General features: G+C 41.2%; 15 protein-coding genes and 1 other RNA gene. 5 read left to right on the forward strand and 11 right to left on the reverse strand.

Annotated elements, in window-relative coordinates; translation table 11 throughout:
* Positions 1–45: 45 nt before the first annotated feature.
* Complete coding sequence (locus NSS76_RS09710; RefSeq protein ID WP_024422676.1) at positions 46–585, reverse strand: DUF420 domain-containing protein; 540 nt, start codon at positions 583–585, stop codon at positions 46–48.
* A gap of 198 nt (positions 586–783) precedes the next feature.
* Between NSS76_RS09710 and NSS76_RS09715 the strand changes: the two genes are divergently transcribed.
* Positions 784–1296: a GNAT family N-acetyltransferase gene (locus NSS76_RS09715; protein ID WP_029708157.1), complete on the forward strand. Its 513-nt coding sequence runs from the start codon at positions 784–786 to the stop codon at positions 1294–1296.
* A gap of 153 nt (positions 1297–1449) precedes the next feature.
* Here the strand turns inward: NSS76_RS09715 and NSS76_RS09720 are convergent, their stop codons facing one another.
* The 8 genes from NSS76_RS09720 to NSS76_RS09755 all read right to left on the reverse strand — a co-directional run bounded on the left by NSS76_RS09720 (position 1450) and on the right by NSS76_RS09755 (position 7173).
* Complete coding sequence (locus NSS76_RS09720) at positions 1450–2253, reverse strand: LysM peptidoglycan-binding and 3D domain-containing protein (protein WP_341082046.1); 804 nt, start codon at positions 2251–2253, stop codon at positions 1450–1452.
* Between the two features lie 234 nt (positions 2254–2487).
* Complete coding sequence (gene recQ, locus NSS76_RS09725; RefSeq protein ID WP_024422679.1) at positions 2488–4290, reverse strand: DNA helicase RecQ; 1803 nt, start codon at positions 4288–4290, stop codon at positions 2488–2490.
* A 133-nt stretch (positions 4291–4423) separates the two neighbouring features.
* Positions 4424–4609, reverse strand: a non-coding RNA gene (gene ssrS, locus NSS76_RS09730) — 6S RNA.
* 132 nt (positions 4610–4741) lie between these two features.
* On the reverse strand, positions 4742–5242 hold the full coding sequence (locus NSS76_RS09735; protein ID WP_024422680.1) for a TraR/DksA family transcriptional regulator: 501 nt from the start codon (positions 5240–5242) through the stop codon (positions 4742–4744).
* 91 nt (positions 5243–5333) lie between these two features.
* Positions 5334–5981 carry an SDR family oxidoreductase gene (locus tag NSS76_RS09740; protein WP_247721533.1) on the reverse strand — a complete coding sequence of 216 codons (648 nt, stop codon included), beginning with the start codon at positions 5979–5981 and terminating at the stop codon, positions 5334–5336.
* A gap of 175 nt (positions 5982–6156) precedes the next feature.
* Positions 6157–6495: a PH domain-containing protein gene (locus NSS76_RS09745; RefSeq protein ID WP_024422682.1), complete on the reverse strand. Its 339-nt coding sequence runs from the start codon at positions 6493–6495 to the stop codon at positions 6157–6159.
* A 278-nt stretch (positions 6496–6773) separates the two neighbouring features.
* On the reverse strand, positions 6774–6911 hold the full coding sequence (locus NSS76_RS09750) for a DUF4025 domain-containing protein (protein WP_075611524.1): 138 nt from the start codon (positions 6909–6911) through the stop codon (positions 6774–6776).
* 49 nt (positions 6912–6960) lie between these two features.
* Complete coding sequence (locus NSS76_RS09755; RefSeq protein WP_024422683.1) at positions 6961–7173, reverse strand: DUF6501 family protein; 213 nt, start codon at positions 7171–7173, stop codon at positions 6961–6963.
* A gap of 212 nt (positions 7174–7385) precedes the next feature.
* On the opposite strand from NSS76_RS09755, the gene NSS76_RS09760 reads away from it, so the two are divergent.
* The 4 genes from NSS76_RS09760 (at position 7386) to NSS76_RS09775 (ending at position 12959) form a co-directional block, all read left to right on the forward strand.
* Positions 7386–8870, forward strand: coding sequence for an aldehyde dehydrogenase family protein (locus NSS76_RS09760; protein ID WP_024422684.1), 1485 nt, complete (start codon positions 7386–7388; stop codon positions 8868–8870).
* Between the two features lie 300 nt (positions 8871–9170).
* Positions 9171–11045, forward strand: coding sequence for a terpene cyclase/mutase family protein (locus NSS76_RS09765; protein ID WP_341082053.1), 1875 nt, complete (start codon positions 9171–9173; stop codon positions 11043–11045).
* On the forward strand, positions 11038–11859 hold the full coding sequence (locus NSS76_RS09770) for a superoxide dismutase (RefSeq protein WP_206533767.1): 822 nt from the start codon (positions 11038–11040) through the stop codon (positions 11857–11859). The genes NSS76_RS09765 and NSS76_RS09770 overlap by 8 nt, the downstream gene beginning before the upstream one ends.
* 149 nt (positions 11860–12008) lie before the next feature.
* Entirely contained in the window at positions 12009–12959 is a 951-nt protein-coding gene (locus NSS76_RS09775) for a bile acid:sodium symporter family protein (protein ID WP_024422685.1), read from the forward strand.
* 35 nt (positions 12960–12994) lie between these two features.
* On the opposite strand, the gene odhB is transcribed toward NSS76_RS09775, so the two are convergent.
* On the reverse strand, positions 12995–14251 hold the full coding sequence (gene odhB, locus NSS76_RS09780) for a 2-oxoglutarate dehydrogenase complex dihydrolipoyllysine-residue succinyltransferase (RefSeq protein WP_024422686.1): 1257 nt from the start codon (positions 14249–14251) through the stop codon (positions 12995–12997).
* Between the two features lie 14 nt (positions 14252–14265).
* Complete coding sequence (gene sucA / locus NSS76_RS09785; RefSeq protein ID WP_034280582.1) at positions 14266–17100, reverse strand: 2-oxoglutarate dehydrogenase E1 component; 2835 nt, start codon at positions 17098–17100, stop codon at positions 14266–14268.
* Positions 17101–17158: the final 58 nt, after the last annotated feature.

Below are 17158 nucleotides of genomic sequence, written 5' to 3' on the forward strand. Positions count from 1 at the left end.
ACTTCATCTTGTAAATAAAAGAACGTATGTCCAGTTGGACATACGTTAGCTGTAATATGGAGAAATCATGATATAGACAATGACGCCAGTGAGACTAACATAGAGCCAAAGCGGCATCGTCCAGCGGGCAATTTTACGGTGACGCTCGACCTGCATCTGTGCGCCTCTAAATAGTGTAATCAGTGCAAGCGGTACAATAATAGCTGAGAGCACTATATGTGTAATCAAAATAAAGAAATAAATCGGACGGATGATCCCTTCTCCTCCGAAATGTGTATCAGCTGCCATTGAATGATACGTCACATACGAAATTAAAAAGACAAGTGTTGTTGAAAATGCAGCAAAGATAAATCGTCTATGCGCTTTAATGTTCTTTTGTTTAATCATAATGAGTGCTGAAAGTAAGAAGATAAACGTAAAGCTGTTCATCACGGCATTCAGTAACGGCAGAAATGTAATATCCAGATGACTAAATTTATCTGTTTTTGGCATTAAAAATAATAAAGCGATTAATCCGTTTATGGCAATTGTTAAAATGACAACAATGCCGGTGAAATTTTTCGGTTTTTGATTCTGTTCGTTCATGTTTGAAAACCTCTCTTTATTAGTTCCGACTAAGAGTATGTTATTTAACTTTCTCTATAAAGTCAATGAATTCGCTGTCTTCGTCGAATTTTAGACAAACTTGCCGATAATCGGCATTCTAACGGCTTGAAAGATCCATCCACTTCCTTTAAAATTGGAATTTATGTGATTTTTATCATTTCTTATATGAAAGGAGTAATGGACTTGTCAATCTTACAGGAAACACCCAAAGATGTGAAGGCGTTAGAGCAAGAATTACAGCAATTGCAGTTCCAAATGTATCGAATGCAAGAAAATATGAAAGATATTTCGAAAAAGGCAAAGATCATTGGCATTGATCAGGCGAAAGAAGATGAATGGATGATTGTCTCTGCCATTGAAAATGCTGATACATGTAAAATCATGCTGACCGATTGTGAAAAAGCTTTTCGCGGACAATCTGATTTTTCCTTAATTGCGGAATATCCTGAAGAAGGAAAGATTCATATTGCTGATATTAAAGGCCCTCCCGATAATGGGTACGGCTCAATCTGTATGAAGCATTTAAAAGAGATCGCAAGGGAGCAGAACATTCCAGTTATTACAGGTGATCTCGTCAAAAGAGATTGGAATCACGTGGACCGATTGATTCACTTTTATGAAAAGCACCAATTTGATGTCCAAATCAATTGGAAAGAACAAAGCGGAGAAATTTATTGGGTGGACAGCTAACGACAAAAAAACAGCGTGTATGATGGAATATACGCTGTTTTTTGTCGAAAATGCAAATTTTTCTGAAAAATGTGTGTTTTTTTGACCAAAAAAAGGGTACAATAAAAGCATCAGGCCGCCACCTGATGCTTTCTTCCAAAAAACAATAAGTTACTAGTTAAGTACTTTCACTTTGACTGATTTTACGCCCCAATTTTTTGCTTGGGATTTGCTTGGTACATGAACATCAATTTTGTTACCTTTAATTGCGCCGCCAGTATCTGCTGCGATGGCTTCACCGTAGCCTTCAACATAAACCTTACTTCCTAATGGAATGACATTAGGATCTACTGCAATCACTTTCGCATTTGGGTTTTTGTTTAAGTTTACCCCTGTTGCAGTGATACCTGAGATGCCACCATCATTTGCTGTATAAGCCGTAGCCGTTACAGTCATTTCTTTTTGTACACTTTGACTAGCAGAAGATGATTCTGCTTTAGCTGTTTCCTGTTTAGGAGCAGCTTTTTTTGGTGCTTCCTGTTTAGGAGCAGCTTTTTGTGTTGTTTGCTCTTTTTGGACAGGCTCTGAGCTTACCGGAGCTGAGCTTTGACCAGCAACACTTAGTGTTGAACCAATCATAATTATATCTGAGTTTAAGTTATTCCAAGACTTAATATCGCTAATTGACACATTGAATTTTTGAGCGATTTTCCAGAGGCTGTCCCCCTTCTGGACTTTATACTGCTCCTGAGTTTTCTCTTTTGAAGAGATTGTCAATTTATCACCTACATAAATCATGTCTGTTGATAAATTGTTCCAACCCTTTAGGTCCTTTAGAGACACATCATTTTTTTGAGAGATTCCCCAAAGTGTATCACCTTTCTTCACAGTGATTTCCTTTGCAGAAGCTTGCTGTGCTCCAAATGCTGTTGTAGAGATTGCTGCAACAGCAACCAAGGACATAATAGTCTTCTTCATAAAGTAAATCCTCCCTTGTTAGCTTTTTATGGCGGCTAACGAGTGCTATCGTAACATATGTAAATGTCAATTCAATAACAAAACGATATGTTTTAGATTACAGTTCCTTTACATGAAACATCTCTCTCCATTGGTAAATCAGACCACAAAACAGCTCGATTACCCGCCATATCAAGGTTTTGAAAGGATCAGAAACCTCCTGTTGAAAACGTGTCCAAACGCAGCGAAAAAAATTTATTTTTCTTCTTCAATCTTTTTATTTTTCTCTTTTTCTATAAATAAACGGATTTCTTCTAAAAAAACATCCCCGTATTTCTCTCTTTTTTGAGCGCCTATTCCCTTAATATGGAGAAGTTCTTCTTCTGTTTTAGGCTGAACGGCTGACATTTCCTTCAAGGTTTGATCAGAAAATACAACAAATGGCGGAACGCCCTGCTCTCTCGCCAGCTTCATTCTCACCGCTCTCAGCTGCTCAAATAATGCATCGTTTTCTTGAATCGCCTCTCTTTTAACTGCCTGCTTTTTATACACAGCCTCTTGCCCGACTAACACTTTCTTTCCTTTATGTGTCACTTTTAATGTTGGATAAGCTCCTTCAGACATGTGCAAATACTCTTCTGTAATTAAAAATTCGATGAAATCACTGATTTGCTGGGCTGATTGCGGCTTCATTAAAGCGTATGTAGGAAGACGGTCGAAACCGAGGTCAAGCACTTTTTTATTTTTGGAGCCTGCCAGTACTTGAGCAATCATCATTTTTCCAAAGCGCTCGTTCATTCTAACCGTACACGATAAAACCATTTGCGCTTCTCGAGTGACCTCTTCACGCTCTCTTTCATCAAGGCAATTACTGCATTTTTGGCAAGGGGCACTTGCTGATTGATCAAAGTAGTCCATCACAAATTGCTGCAGACATTGCTCAGTGTGACAGTAATCGACCATTTGTCTAAGTTTAAGCAGCTCATGCTGAAAGCGCACTTCATCTTCTGTTGACTGTTCAATGAGGAATCGCTGCATTCGTACGCCCTGCGGCGAAAACAGTAAAATGCATTCACTTTGGAGCCCGTCTCTGCCGGCGCGTCCAGCCTCTTGATAGTAGCTTTCAATATCCCTTGGAATTTGATGATGTATCACAAAACGGACATTTGACTTATTAATTCCCATGCCAAATGCAGATGTAGCGACCATGACCTGGATGTCATCGTTTAAAAACAGGTTTTGCTGCTCTTCTCTCACATCGTCATCTAACCCGCCATGATAAATGCCAGCTTTGATCTTTTGTTTCTTTAGCCGATTGTAAATATTTTCGGCTTCTTTTCTTGTAGCAGTATAGATAATGCCGGACTCAAGCTTATTTTTCTTCATATAATGTGTGATAAAGCGGTCACTATTTTCTCCTTTGACCACCTGAAAAGATAAATTTTCTCTAGCAAACCCAGTAAAAATGGTTTCTTCTTCGTTCATGCCAAGCTGTTCACATATATCTCGGTGAACCTTTTTCGTGGCTGTAGCAGTTAATGCGACAATCACTGGCCTTTTTGTCAGCCGATTTAAACATTCTTGAATAAAGCGGTAGCTCGGCCTAAAATCATGCCCCCACTCAGATATACAGTGTGCTTCATCAATTGCAATTAAAGGGATCGTTAACCGATCAAGCAGCTGAAAAAAACGTTCATTTTGTAAACGTTCAGGTGTGATATAAAGCAGCTGATATTCCCCATCTTCACATTTTTTCAGCCTTTTATTCATTTCAGCTGCGGAAAGTGTGCTGTTTAAAAAGGACGATCGTATGCCCATCTCATTTAGCGCATCGACTTGATCTTTCATTAAAGAAATTAGCGGGGATACAACGATCGTTGTTCCTTCCATCATCAGGGCAGGAATCTGGTAGCAAACCGATTTCCCCCCGCCTGTCGGCATAATACAGACGGTATCCTTCTGTTTGTTTACAATCGATTCAATGGCTTGTTTCTGTCCCTGCCTAAAGGCGTCAAAGCCAAAGTATTGTTTCAGGAGTGCTTCTGCTTGTTCTAACATCCAATTCCCTCTCCGTCTTTTGTTTTGTCTATTTTAACATACATTCATGCCTCTTCCGGCTGACTGTGCAATTTCGTTTTTTCACAAAATAAAAAGCCATTTTCCAAAATGGAAAATGGCTTGAATCATCCTAGGAAAAGCTGCGGATGCCGTAATCTAAGTAAGAAAGTTTTAAACCACCACTCCTCAAAGTGGGTGTTTGCAGAAACGTTCCTGTCTTCCTCGCTAAGGAGGCATGACATTCCGGCTTCAATATAAAACTCCCTATTACAGCTTAAAGGTTAAAACTTAATTAACATTACGCGCATCGCAGCCTTTAAACTATATTACACGAAAGTTTATTAAATTTCAAGAGATCTTTTTTCTATGAAATACTCATGTATACAAGTTATTTGTTCATGTGTACATAAGAAAAAATTATTCTGAAAAAATTTAACCTTCGCTTATGATCCTATTTTTCCTCATCTACATCAGCATCTTGCTCTTCCTCTAATCTTTCATACGTATCTGAATGCATCTGATCCATTGTTTCTCTATTTGTTAAATCGCGCATTTGATCGGAGAATGAACGGTCAAATTCGTTTGGATCTTGAGTGGTTTCTTCATTTTTCTTTGCATCTATTGAATAACGTGTATATGGAACTGCTTTTAAACGCTCGTATGGGATCTCTTTTCCCGTTTTCTCACATATCCCATATGTTCCGTCTTCCATTCGTTTCAGTGCTGCATCGATTTCACCTTCAAGCTGATCATCGACCTGATCCAGCGTTTGTTCTGTCATACGGTCTAAATAGATGCTCCCATGATCAGCGATATGATTACCAACACCATTTGAAATCTCACTCGATTCAACGAGCATCGATTCTTCTTTCTTTTTTGATCCCTTCACATCTTCTTTTAATTGAATCAATCTTTCGTATAAATCAGCTTGTTGTTCTTTCGTTAAGCCCACGGTCAATCACTCCTTTCTCATTACCTTCCCGCTGAAAGGGAAAAGAAAACATCAAAAAAGCCGCCGCCTCTTTGGCAGCAGCTTTCTTTTCTTACAGATGGCGAAGTGCTTCTTCGATTGGTTTATCGCCTTTCATCAAGTCAAAGGACTTATTTTTCACATTGGATTCTGTTAAGCTCTCCACAAGAACAATGGCTACGTCCTCTCTTGAAATTTCGATGTTTTGATCATCTGGAATATGTTCGGCAGCTTCAATCTTTCCTGTCTTCTCCTCATGCAGCAGGGCACCTGGGCGGACAATCGTATAGGAAAGACCAGACTGTTTTAAGTGCTCATCGGCTTTTCTTTTTGCTTCATAATAAGTTTCCATACTTCCTTGCCCTTTTCCTTGATTCGGATCATCTGCATTATAAGCACTAAGCATAACAAAATGCTGGATGTTTTCTTTTTTCGCTGTATCAACGAGGCGTTTTGCCCCTTCTTGATCGACCGCAATGGTCTTATCTGCACCTGTTTTTGAGCCTGAACCAGCTGCAAAGATGACAGCGTCTGCTTGTTTCACAGCATCTGTCACATCTTTTTCAAGATCACCGATGACAGGTACTGCACCAAGTTCTTTTAGTGCATCAGCTTGTTTTTCATCTCGAATGAGAGCAAGCGGCTCCTGTCCTTTTTCTTTTAAATAACGAACGACAAGTCTGCCTGTATGTCCATTTGCTCCTGCAACTAATACTTTCATTGTTCATTCTCCTTTCTGTATCTGTTTCATCTTTATCCTTTTTTGCTATCATTCAAACTCTTAAGCAGAAAAAAGCCCTTCCCATCAGATGGGAAGGGCTTAGCAATGTGCGATCTATAAAAATAAGAACGAAGAATGAGAAAAGTGCATATGATCTATGTAATCGCAAGATTGATCAGCAAAGATGTTTTGTCAAAATGGCTTGCACATCACTCAAATCCGTCTCTTTGGAAAAGTCGAGTTCAAATACTTTTGAGCTTGTGACAAGCAGCATACCTGTGTCCTGATCAAACACGCCAGCTTCTTGTATGGCAAAACTTTCAATTGATCGATACGGCAAGGAGACCCTGACTTTCTTCTTAGAAAATACGCGGTTATCGCCAAAGATCAGTCGTTTATTGGTAAAGCAAATTTGGTCGTGACGCAGTCTGTAAACAGCCTCAATTCTTTCCCCTTCAATCAATAAGGATTCGAATTTCTTATCATTTTGTTTACTGACAGAAAAAATACCCACGTAAACCCCCTCTTCCTGCATCAAATTCCTTTATGACAAAACGGCCACACGGCTCTGTGGGTACGTTTTATTCTCACTTATAGAATACGCTATAAATGGTTGTTATTCCATTACGAATAGATTAAATTTCATTTAACTTTTTCTTTTTGATCCGATGCTCTTTCCTCTACTTATTTAGACAGTTAAACCAGGAAAAAAGTTTCAGTTCTTTTCGAGAAAAATGCTGAATCATTCCAATAAAAAAACAGTGATTATGCCAAATCACTGTTTTTAAATGACTATTCGTCTTTTGGTGTATCAATCGTTCCCTCGGCATACACATCGGAAATCTGTTCAAGCGTAATCGCCATATCAGCGTCCTCGTGTTCATGCCATGCATTTTGATTTTTCTGCTCGTCATTTTGCTGCTTTTTCATCATCATCACCCTTTACTGTTTTTCTTAGTATGAGTGATGACCATCAAAATCATTCAGCTGAAATATCTTCGAAATACTCCTTGTAATACCCGCCTACTTTACCCGTATTGTCTACGACAAACAGGAATTCTTCTGTTTCATTTTTCACTTCATATGTGCTTCCAACCGTTAATGCCCGGTCGACCATATATTTTTTCGCATTTGTATGTACACATTTTACCTGTTTTAACGTTTGAGCCGTTTGCCAGTTTTGATGGATCATGATTTAAAAACTCCTTTTTTCATCTATACATTTATTTTAGCCAAATTTTCGCGAAATGCAATGAGTGTTATGGATTGCTTTCAAACAGGTCGTGTAATATGATAATTGTATACGTTTACATCTTTGTGCGTATACAATTTCGTTGCATGTCCGCTTTTCCCACCTAGAACTCGCAGAAAACAATCCATATCTTTAAGGAGGTTTGTTTATTTATGAGCTCTACAACACTTCAAATTAGTTCAAAACTCGAATCTTTTCTCCAAGGGACGAAAAAACTCTACATTAATGGTCAGTTTGTCACAAGTCACGATAACAAAACCTTTGCTACTCCTAACCCAGCCACAGGCGAAACCCTTATTGATGTTTATGAAGCAGGTGCAAAAGATATTGATGAGGCCGTAAAAGCTGCAAAAAAAGCCTTTCATGGTCCTTGGCGCTCAATGTCTGCCGCTGAACGCGCCCGCCTCATGTTCAAGCTTGCTGATTTAATGGAAGAAAATCAGGAAGAGCTTGCACAGCTAGAAACTTTAGATAACGGAAAACCAATTAATGAAACAACAAATGCAGATATCCCCCTCGCTATTGAGCACATGCGCTATTATGCGGGCTGGACGACAAAAATGAATGGACAAACCATTCCTGTCAGTCAAGGATATTTTAATTATACCCGCCATGAGCCGGTTGGGGTTGTAGGACAAATCATCCCATGGAACTTCCCGCTGCTCATGGCTATGTGGAAAATGGGCGCCGCACTTGCAACAGGGTGCACCATCGTTTTAAAGCCAGCCGAACAAACTCCACTCTCTGCTCTTTACTTAGCAGAATTAGTGGACAAAGCCGGCTTCCCAGAAGGCGTGATTAACATCGTTCCTGGATTTGGCGAAACAGCCGGAGAAGCCTTAACTGATCATCCTGACGTGAACAAGCTGGCCTTCACAGGGTCAACAAGTGTTGGGAAATTAATTATGGAGAAAGCGGCTAAAACCATTAAGAGGGTCACATTAGAGCTTGGCGGAAAATCACCGAATATTATTTTACCTGATGCCGATTTAAAGAAAGCCATTCCAGGTGCTTTAAATGGCGTCATGTTTAACCAAGGCCAAGTATGCTGCGCAGGGTCCAGAGTCTTTGTTCATCGGAGCCAATATGATGAAGTGGTCGATCAAATGGCCAAATATGCAGGATCCCTCAAACAAGGCGCTGGTCTTCATCAAGATACGCAAATTGGACCTCTTGTAAGTAAAGAACAGCACGAACGCGTGTTAGGCTATATTGAAAAAGGTAAATCCGAAGGGGCAACAGCCGTTGTCGGGGGCGATTGCCCTTATGAGGCTGGCTATTTCGTCTCTCCTACTATTTTTAAAGATGTAGAAGATGAAATGACCATTGCTAAAGAAGAAATCTTTGGACCTGTCTTATCTGCCATTCCTTACGATTCCATTGATGAAGTGGTCGAACGAGCCAACCAGTCTGAATATGGATTAGCAGCAGGACTTTGGACAGAAAACTTAAAGCATGCCCATGATATCGCTGCACGTCTTGAAGCAGGAACAATTTGGGTCAACTGCTATAATGTCTTTGATGCCGCCTCCCCGTTTGGAGGATATAAGCAATCAGGTCTTGGCAGAGAAATGGGATCATATGCCCTTAACAACTATACAGAAGTCAAAAGTGTATGGATTAACCTCCAAGACTAATGACGTCAAGAAAGCCGGTGACCCTGTCATCGGCTCAGATCGTTGACAAAGTGCTAAAATGATTTTTATTTTAGCACTTTGTCTTCTTTTCAGCGTGATAGAAAACCTTTGCAGTCTAGGAAGGACGAGCACTGGTGCGGAGCGAATTGACATTCGTGAGCACCAGCGCGCAGACCTGACACCGAATGCGAGGGTTTGTCTACACGCTGAGCCGGTGACCCTGTCATCGGCTTTTTTTGTGTTTGCATGTGACAGGCCGGCTCCTGAATATAGTATGAAAGGAAAGGAGCATGGCCGCATATGCAAGATTTTAAATTGAAAGTAAACGAATTTATTGAAGAATTGCACATGCAAATGCAGCGAAGACAACGAGAAGATGGTGCCTTTGTTTTCTGCTTTGAAGGTCCTATGATGACAAATGCTTTTTTGATTATGCTGTTAAAGGCTGTCGGCGATTCGGATCAGGCTTTGGTTCATCAATTAGCAGAAGCGATACGCGAAAAACAAAATGAGGATGGGTCTTTTTCTTTGTATCATGATCAAACGGGACATGTAACAGCCACTGTGCAGGGCTATTGCGGAATGCTTGTTTCAGGCAGGTTTCAACAAGATGAGCCTCATATGGAAAAAGCAGCGCAATTTATTCGATCAAAAGGCGGATTAAAGAACGTTCACTTTATGACAAAGTGGATGCTCGCCGTCAACGGCATGCACCCTTGGCCGTATTTCTATGCACCACTTTCCTTTTTACTCATCCCTACATACTTTCCGCTGCACTTCTATCATCTTAGTGCTTATGCAAGAATTCACTTTGTGCCAATGATGATTGCACTCAACAAACGATATACCTCTCATGAGAAATTCCCAAGCCTAGCACACCTTGATGCAAACATGACTAAAAATCCATTTGACTGGTTTATGGCAAAAGAAGAACGTTCCACTCATCACTTTCTGACTTACATGCGATCGTATACAGCACTTGACAGCCGGCTGGACTTTTTCGGATATGAAGCAGCAAAGCGATATATGTTTGACCGCCTCGAAAAAGATGGCACACTGTACAGCTATTTAAGTGCAAGTATTTTTATGGTCTATGCACTGATGAGTCTTGGATACTCGCCGGGACATCATCTCATTTTAAAAGCAGTCAAAGGCATGAAAAAGCTAGTCACTGTCTGTCAGGGCAGAATGTATGCAGAAAATTCCACATCCACAGTTTGGGATACAGCGCTTGTCAGTTATGCTTCTCAAAAAGCTGGCAAAAAACAAGAAGACCCAGTCATCACAAAGTCTTTCTCATACTTATTGAACCGGCAGCAAATGAAGAAAGCAGATTGGGCGATTCATAACCGGCATGCTGCTCCGGGAGGCTTTGGTTTTTCAGATATCAATACGAATAACCCTGATTGTGATGATACGCAAATTGTATTAAAAGCCATTCCGAAAACATACGCACCAGTTCAGTGGAAGCGAGGATTTCATTGGCTTCTTTCCATGCAAAACCGTGACGGCGGATTCTCTGCCTTTGAAAAAAATCAAGATCACTTCCTGCTTCGACATCTGCCGCTTGAATCTGCGGAGGATGCAGCAATTGATCCATCGACTCCCGATATTACAGGCCGCGTGCTTCATCTCATTGGTCTTGAAGAGAAAAACATGTCACCGCCTATTCAGAGGCAAAAAGATCAATGTGTCAAATGGCTCCTAGATCATCAAGAGAAAAATGGTTCATGGTTTGGCAGGTGGGGTGTTTGCTATATTTATGGAACGTGGGCAGCATTAACAGGTCTAAAAGCGGCCGGCATCCCCTCCACCCATCCTGCTGTCCAAAAAGCATGCCGATTTTTAAAGCAGATTCAACGAGAAGATGGCAGCTTCGGAGAATCGTGTAAAAGTGCAGAGGTAAAAACGTATGTCCCCCTTCCGTTTGGCACAGTGGTTCAGACGGCTTGGGCAGCAGAGGCACTTTTACAATATGAGAAGCCAGATGACAAAACGATTTTAAAAGCCATCTCATTTTTGATCCATCATCAGCATACGAGTGAAGCCTTGCACTATCCAGTAGGCATTGGCCTGCCAAAGCAATTTTACATCACTTATCATAGCTACCCATTTGTCTTTCCGATGATGGCTTGTTCCACATTTTTAGAAGAAATGAGGCGTAAGAATGAATAAGGAAGAGTACCGTTTGCAGCTTAAAGAGTGGCTTAGCTCCATTCAACCCGCGATTCAAGATGACAACATCCGTCAGAAAGTAGACCATTTATGGTTTTCAATGGATGATGAACATTCCAGTGAACAAGAGTGGTACGAACTGGCAGAACGTATTGCTGAGGACCTGAACCCACAAGAAGACATGCGAGAGGTAGCAGCTGGAAGTCACAAGTTACCTCCTCTCCCTTACCGGTATGATGCACTAGAACCGTTTATATCAAAAGAAATTATGTATTTGCATCACCAGAAGCATCACCAATCATATGTAGATGGTTTGAACCAAGCTGAGCTTGCATTAAAAAATGCAAGAAGAACCAATGATTTTAAAATGATCAAACATTGGGAACGGGAGCTTGCCTTCAATGGTGCGGGGCACTATTTACATTGTATTTTTTGGTTTTCCATGAGTCCTTCAGGAAAACGAAAGCCCACTGGACAAATGCTTCGTCTCATTGAACAATCGTTTGACAGCTATGATGCATTTAAATCTCAATTTTCAGCAGCGGCCAAACAAGTAGAGGGTGTTGGCTGGGCCATTCTCGTATGGGCGCCCAGATCTCAGCGATTAGAGATTTTACAAGCAGAACGCCATCAATTTTTGTCACAATGGGATGTGATCCCCCTTCTAGCCCTTGATGTATGGGAGCACGCCTACTACCTTCAATATTTGAATGAAAAAGCGAAATACGTCGATCGTTGGTGGAATGTAGTCGACTGGCGTGAGCCAGAAGCTAGGCTTAAGCAAGCACAGCAAGTGAGATGGACCCCTTTTTAAAACGATGCTCCATATAGGCTAATGCTTATATGGGGTATTTTTAGTTTACATAATTTTATTATTAACACCTTTATAAAGAATGGGTTGTTTTTTCAGAAAATTCGTTTAAAATAGAAAGGATATGTGAGGAAAGTGAGATGAAGCAATGAATGAACATTCTTTTAACCATTAGTCAATTTGCAGGAAGAACCTTTGCAATCTGGGTCATTATCTTTGCATGTCTTGGATTTGCTTTTCCTGACGTCTTTTCTCAGATTGGACCGTATATCCCTTTTTTACTAGGTGTCATTATGTTTGGGATGGGGCTTACGTTATCTGGTGAAGATTTTAAGGAGCTTTTTCGTAAACCTCTCTATGTGTTAATTGGGGTTTTGGCGCAGTACACACTCATGCCGCTGATCGCCTTTCTATTAGCTTACGGATTACGGCTGCCGTCTGAAATTGCAGTAGGCGTTATTCTTGTCGGCTGCTGCCCAGGCGGTACAGCATCCAATGTCATGACCTTCTTGGCAAAAGGCAATATGGCATTATCCGTAGCGGTCACAACGATATCGACCCTTCTTGCTCCCTTTTTAACGCCTCTCTTTATCTATATTTTTGCAAGATCATGGTTACCTGTATCACCTGAGGCATTATTTTTGTCGATTGTCCAAGTTGTGCTAATTCCTATTATCTTAGGGGTTATCGTTAAGGTATTTTTCAAAAAACAAGTAAACTATGCAGTTCAAGCATTGCCGCTTGTATCTGTTGCTGGAATTGTGTTGATCATTGCAGCGGTTGTCAGTGCAAATAAAGAGCAAATTCTTCAAACTGGATTGCTGATATTTGCCGTTGTTATATTACATAATGCACTTGGTCTCTTATTTGGTTACCTGATCGCAAAGTGGTGCAGAATGGATATCCCTTCTCGTAGAGCGATCTCGATCGAAGTAGGCATGCAAAACTCCGGGCTCGGTGCAGCGCTAGCAACAGCACACTTCTCACCGCTCGCAGCCGTACCAAGTGCGATTTTTAGTGTGTGGCATAATTTATCTGGTTCCTGGCTTGCGACGTATTGGTCAAAACGAGGACAACATGACAGTGAAAAGAAAAAAAGCTAGCACCTTAACAGGTGCTAGCTTTTTATAATTGAAGATTATCCTTCAAGTAATAGCTGCTCAGGATCTTCAAGCAGATTTTTAATCGTAACGAGGAATCCAACTGCTTCTTTACCATCGACAATGCGGTGGTCATAAGAAAGAGCTAAATACATCATCGGACGGTTCTCAAAACGTTCTTCATCAATCGCTACCGGACGAAGCTGAATTTTATGCATCCCTAAAATTCCAACTTGCGGGCTGTTTAAAATCGGAGTTGAAAGCAGAGAACCAAATGTTCCGCCGTTTGTGATCGTGAATGATCCACCTTGTAACTCATTAAGAGACAATTTGTTATCTCTTGCTTTTTTCGCAAGATGACCAATTTCTTTTTCAATCCCCGCAAATGACAATCTGTCTGCATCACGGACAACCGGTACAACAAGTCCTTCGTTTGCAGCAACAGCGATGCCGATGTCATAGAATTTTTTCAAGACAAGCTCATCACCTTGAATTTCTGCGTTAAGCAGCGGATATTTCTTCAGTGCTGCTACAACTGCTTTTGTAAAGAAGGACATGAAGCCAAGCTTGACATCATTTTGTTCTAGGAAGGCATCTTTACGACGCTTTCTTAAATCCATTACCGCTGTCATATCGACTTCATTAAATGTCGTCAGCATCGCAGCCGTTTGTTGAACTTCAACTAAACGTTTTGCAATTGTTTGTCTGCGGCGTGACATTCTTTCACGTTCAATAGGCTTTCCTGGTTGTTCAGTTTGCACCGCAGCATTTGCTTTTGGCGCGGCTTTCGGTGCACTTGCAGGTGCTTCATTCTTTTGATAAGAAGCGACATCCTGCTTTCGTACCCTGCCCAGCGGATCTACGGTTGGAATCTCAGATAAGTCTAATCCCTTCTCTCTCGCTAATTTTCTAGCTGCAGGAGAAGCGATGGTTCTGCCATTACCAGCTTTCGGCTCTTCTTTCACTGCTTCTTCTTTTTGAGCAGCTGCCGGTTCTTCTTTCGAAGCTGGTGCAGAAGCTTGCTCAGGTGCTGGAGCTGCGGACTCGCTTCCGCCAGCTTCACCTGCTGCAATCGTTCCGATGACCTCTCCAACTTGTACAGTGTCACCAGAATCTTTCAGCACTTCTTTTAATACACCAGATTCTTCAGCAGTCAGTTCGACATTGACTTTATCTGTTTCAAGTTCTAGCAGGTACTCCCCCTGCTCCACATAATCGCCCGGCTGCTTTAGCCATTGAGCAATCGTTCCTTCCGAGATTGATTCCGCTAATTCAGGTACTTTAATTTCCGCCATTTTTCATTTCCCCCTTAGTTTTTGCGAGTCAAGCTATCAGATACAATTCGTTCTTGTTCTTTTTTATGCACAGTTGGATCACCCTCAGCCGTACTTGAACGTCTTCTTCGGCCGATGTAACGTACTTTTACTTTTTCAGGCGCAATTTCACGCAAATATGGCTCAATGTATCCCCAAGCTCCCATATTTTGTGGTTCTTCTTGCACCCATACGATTTCTTCTAAGTTTGTCAGCTTTGTTAAAATTCCTTTAATATCTTTGGCTGGGAACGGATATAGCTGTTCCACTCTTGCAACGTGAAGCCAATCTTTCGGCTCTTCCATTTGAGTAAAACGATCACTAATATCAATGGATACCTTCCCGCTAGATAGCACGAGACGCGATACTTTTTCGTGATCATGTACAAGACCTGGCTGTTCAAGAACTGGACGGAACTGTCCATCTGTTAATTCTTGGACTTCAGACAATGTGTTCGGGTTACGAAGCAGACTCTTCGGTGTCATAATCACAAGCGGACGAATCTCTTCACGAAGCAGCATTTTCGCCTGTCTTCTAAGAATATGGAAATATTGCGCTGCACTTGTCAGGTTCGCAACTGTCCAGTTATTCTCAGCAGCTGATTGCAGGAAGCGCTCTGTTCTTCCACTTGAATGCTCAGGACCTTGTCCTTCATATCCATGCGGCAGCAGCATGACTAAACCTGATTTTTGTCCCCATTTTGCACGGCCAGCTGAGATAAATTGATCGAAATACACTTGAGCCGCATTTGCGAAGTCTCCGAATTGAGCTTCCCAAATCACTAACGTTTCAGGAGAATAGACATTATAACCATATTCAAACCCGATGACTGAGCCTTCTGACAGTGGACTGTTATGAACTGTAAACGAAGCATTTGCATCACTTAGTTCATGAAGAGCAATAAATTCATCTCCCGTTTGACTGTCGTGAAGAACAAGGTTTCTTTGAGCAAAAGTACCACGCTCTGAATCCTGTCCGGTCATTCGAATTGGCGTACCGTCTTTTAATATAGATGCAAATGCGAGTGCTTCCCCAAGTGACCATTCTACTTTACGGTCATCTGTAAACACTTTTGCACGTTTTTCAAGGATCCGCTTCAGCTTACCAAATACTTGGAAATCATTCGGCCAGCTGATCAATTCTTCATTCAGCTTTCGCAATACATCAAATTCTACTGATGTATCCACTGCTGGGAAGCCGTTTGATACAGGCTCTGGCAGTTCGATTTCTTGAATCGTATGCTCTTTCTTTGAAGGCACCTTTTTATAAGCTTCTTCTATTTTTGCTGTCACAGCCTGCTCGATTTCTTCACGCTGCTCTTTTGTCAAAAGACCTTCTGAGACAAGTTTATCTGCAAAGATATTCTTGACCGTTTTGTGCTTTCTGACCGCATCGTACAGCATTGGCTGAGTTGTAGAAGGCTCATCCATTTCGTTATGACCGTATCTGCGGTAACCGATCAAGTCAATAAGGAAATCCTTCTTGAAGCGTTTGCGGTATTCTACTGCTAGCTGAACAGCCGCTAAACACGCTTCTGGATCATCTGCATTGACGTGAACAATAGGGATCTCAAATCCTTTTGCAAGGTCACTCGCATATTTCGTCGAGCGAGATTCATTGCTTTCTGTTGTAAACCCGATCATATTGTTGGCAATAATATGGATGGTTCCGCCCACTTGATAGCCTACAAGTTGGCTTAAATTTAATGTTTCTGCCACAATTCCTTCTCCAGGGAATGCTGCATCCCCATGAATTAAGATGGCTAACGCTTTTTCAACGTCTTGAACTGGATAGCCTTTTTGAGTACGTGATTCCTGAGCGGCACGCGTGCTTCCTTCAATGATTGGATCAATGAACTCCAAGTGGCTTGGGTTATTAGCAAGCGTGACTCTCGCACTCTTTGTATCTTCGTCTTTAATTTGACGGTCAGCTCCAAGATGGTACTTAACATCCCCTGTCCATCCGTAGCTGATGCCAATAGAGCCTTCTGATGGAACCAGCTCTTTATTTGGCGCATGCTGGAATTCTGAGAAAATGATCTCATATGGCTTTCCTAACACATGTGCTAATACATTTAAACGGCCTCTGTGTGCCATTCCAATGTTAATATTTGAAGTCCCTTGTGTAACAGACTCTGAAATAATTTCATCAAGTACTGGGACAAGTGCGTCTAAACCTTCTATAGAGAAGCGCTTTTGCCCAACAAATGTTTTATGAAGAAACTGCTCGAACTGCTCAACTTCTGTTAATCTCTTGAATACAGAAACTAGTTTATCTGCTGGTTTTTTCTTAAATAGTTCACCAGATTCGATTGATTTTGAGAGCCAGTTTCGCTCTTCGAAGTCATGCACGTGATCAAACTCAAATGAAATGGTACGTTTATACGTATTTCTCAAATGGTTAATGGCTTCTATGCCGTTTGAAATGTGTTTTGGTGCATCCGGACTAATAATAGAAATCGGAATATTCTTGACATCTTCTTCTGTTAAACCGTACTCCTTTAAAGGAAACAGCTCTTGTAATTCCTTTTCTTTGCGAAGAGGATTGACGGAAGCATTTAAATGGCCATACGTTCTGATGTCTTCTGCCAGTTTAACGACTGATGCTATCTTTTGGATTTGTTCAGAAGTAACTACGCTATTTTCTTTTTTCCCAATTTCCTCCTTCATTTCACTCGGTGGTGCACCAAGTTCATCAAATATGCCTCTTAGATCTTCATCAACACTAGTAGGATCCTGGACATATTGATCGTAGAGCTCGAGCACATAGCCGAGGTTCGGACCATGAAATTCTTCCCAACTCAACGGTTGTTTCACATCATTTTGAAACATTTTGAACACTACCCCCAACTTTGATCATCAAGTGATTGAACACTATCTCGATATAACT

The organism is Bacillus sp. FSL R5-0654 (genome assembly GCF_038008745.1).
GTDB classification, from domain to species: Bacteria; Bacillota; Bacilli; order Bacillales; family Bacillaceae; genus Bacillus; species Bacillus safensis.

Coding starts and splice junctions, on each gene's coding strand:
- NSS76_RS09710 (WP_024422676.1), bottom strand. CDS start 585: ATGAACGAACAGAATCAAAAACCGAAAAATTTCACCGGCATTGTTGTC.
- NSS76_RS09715 (WP_029708157.1), top strand. CDS start 784: ATGGACTTGTCAATCTTACAGGAAACACCCAAAGATGTGAAGGCGTTA.
- NSS76_RS09720 (WP_341082046.1), bottom strand. CDS start 2,253: ATGAAGAAGACTATTATGTCCTTGGTTGCTGTTGCAGCAATCTCTACA.
- recQ (WP_024422679.1), bottom strand. CDS start 4,290: ATGTTAGAACAAGCAGAAGCACTCCTGAAACAATACTTTGGCTTTGAC.
- NSS76_RS09740 (WP_247721533.1), bottom strand. CDS start 5,981: ATGAAAGTATTAGTTGCAGGAGCAAATGGACATACAGGCAGACTTGTC.
- NSS76_RS09750 (WP_075611524.1), bottom strand. CDS start 6,911: ATGAAAAAGCAGCAAAATGACGAGCAGAAAAATCAAAATGCATGGCAT.
- NSS76_RS09755 (WP_024422683.1), bottom strand. CDS start 7,173: ATGATCCATCAAAACTGGCAAACGGCTCAAACGTTAAAACAGGTAAAA.
- NSS76_RS09760 (WP_024422684.1), top strand. CDS start 7,386: ATGAGCTCTACAACACTTCAAATTAGTTCAAAACTCGAATCTTTTCTC.
- NSS76_RS09765 (WP_341082053.1), top strand. CDS start 9,171: ATGCAAGATTTTAAATTGAAAGTAAACGAATTTATTGAAGAATTGCAC.
- NSS76_RS09770 (WP_206533767.1), top strand. CDS start 11,038: ATGAATAAGGAAGAGTACCGTTTGCAGCTTAAAGAGTGGCTTAGCTCC.
- NSS76_RS09775 (WP_024422685.1), top strand. CDS start 12,009: ATGAACATTCTTTTAACCATTAGTCAATTTGCAGGAAGAACCTTTGCA.
- odhB (WP_024422686.1), bottom strand. CDS start 14,251: ATGGCGGAAATTAAAGTACCTGAATTAGCGGAATCAATCTCGGAAGGA.
- sucA (WP_034280582.1), bottom strand. CDS start 17,100: ATGTTTCAAAATGATGTGAAACAACCGTTGAGTTGGGAAGAATTTCAT.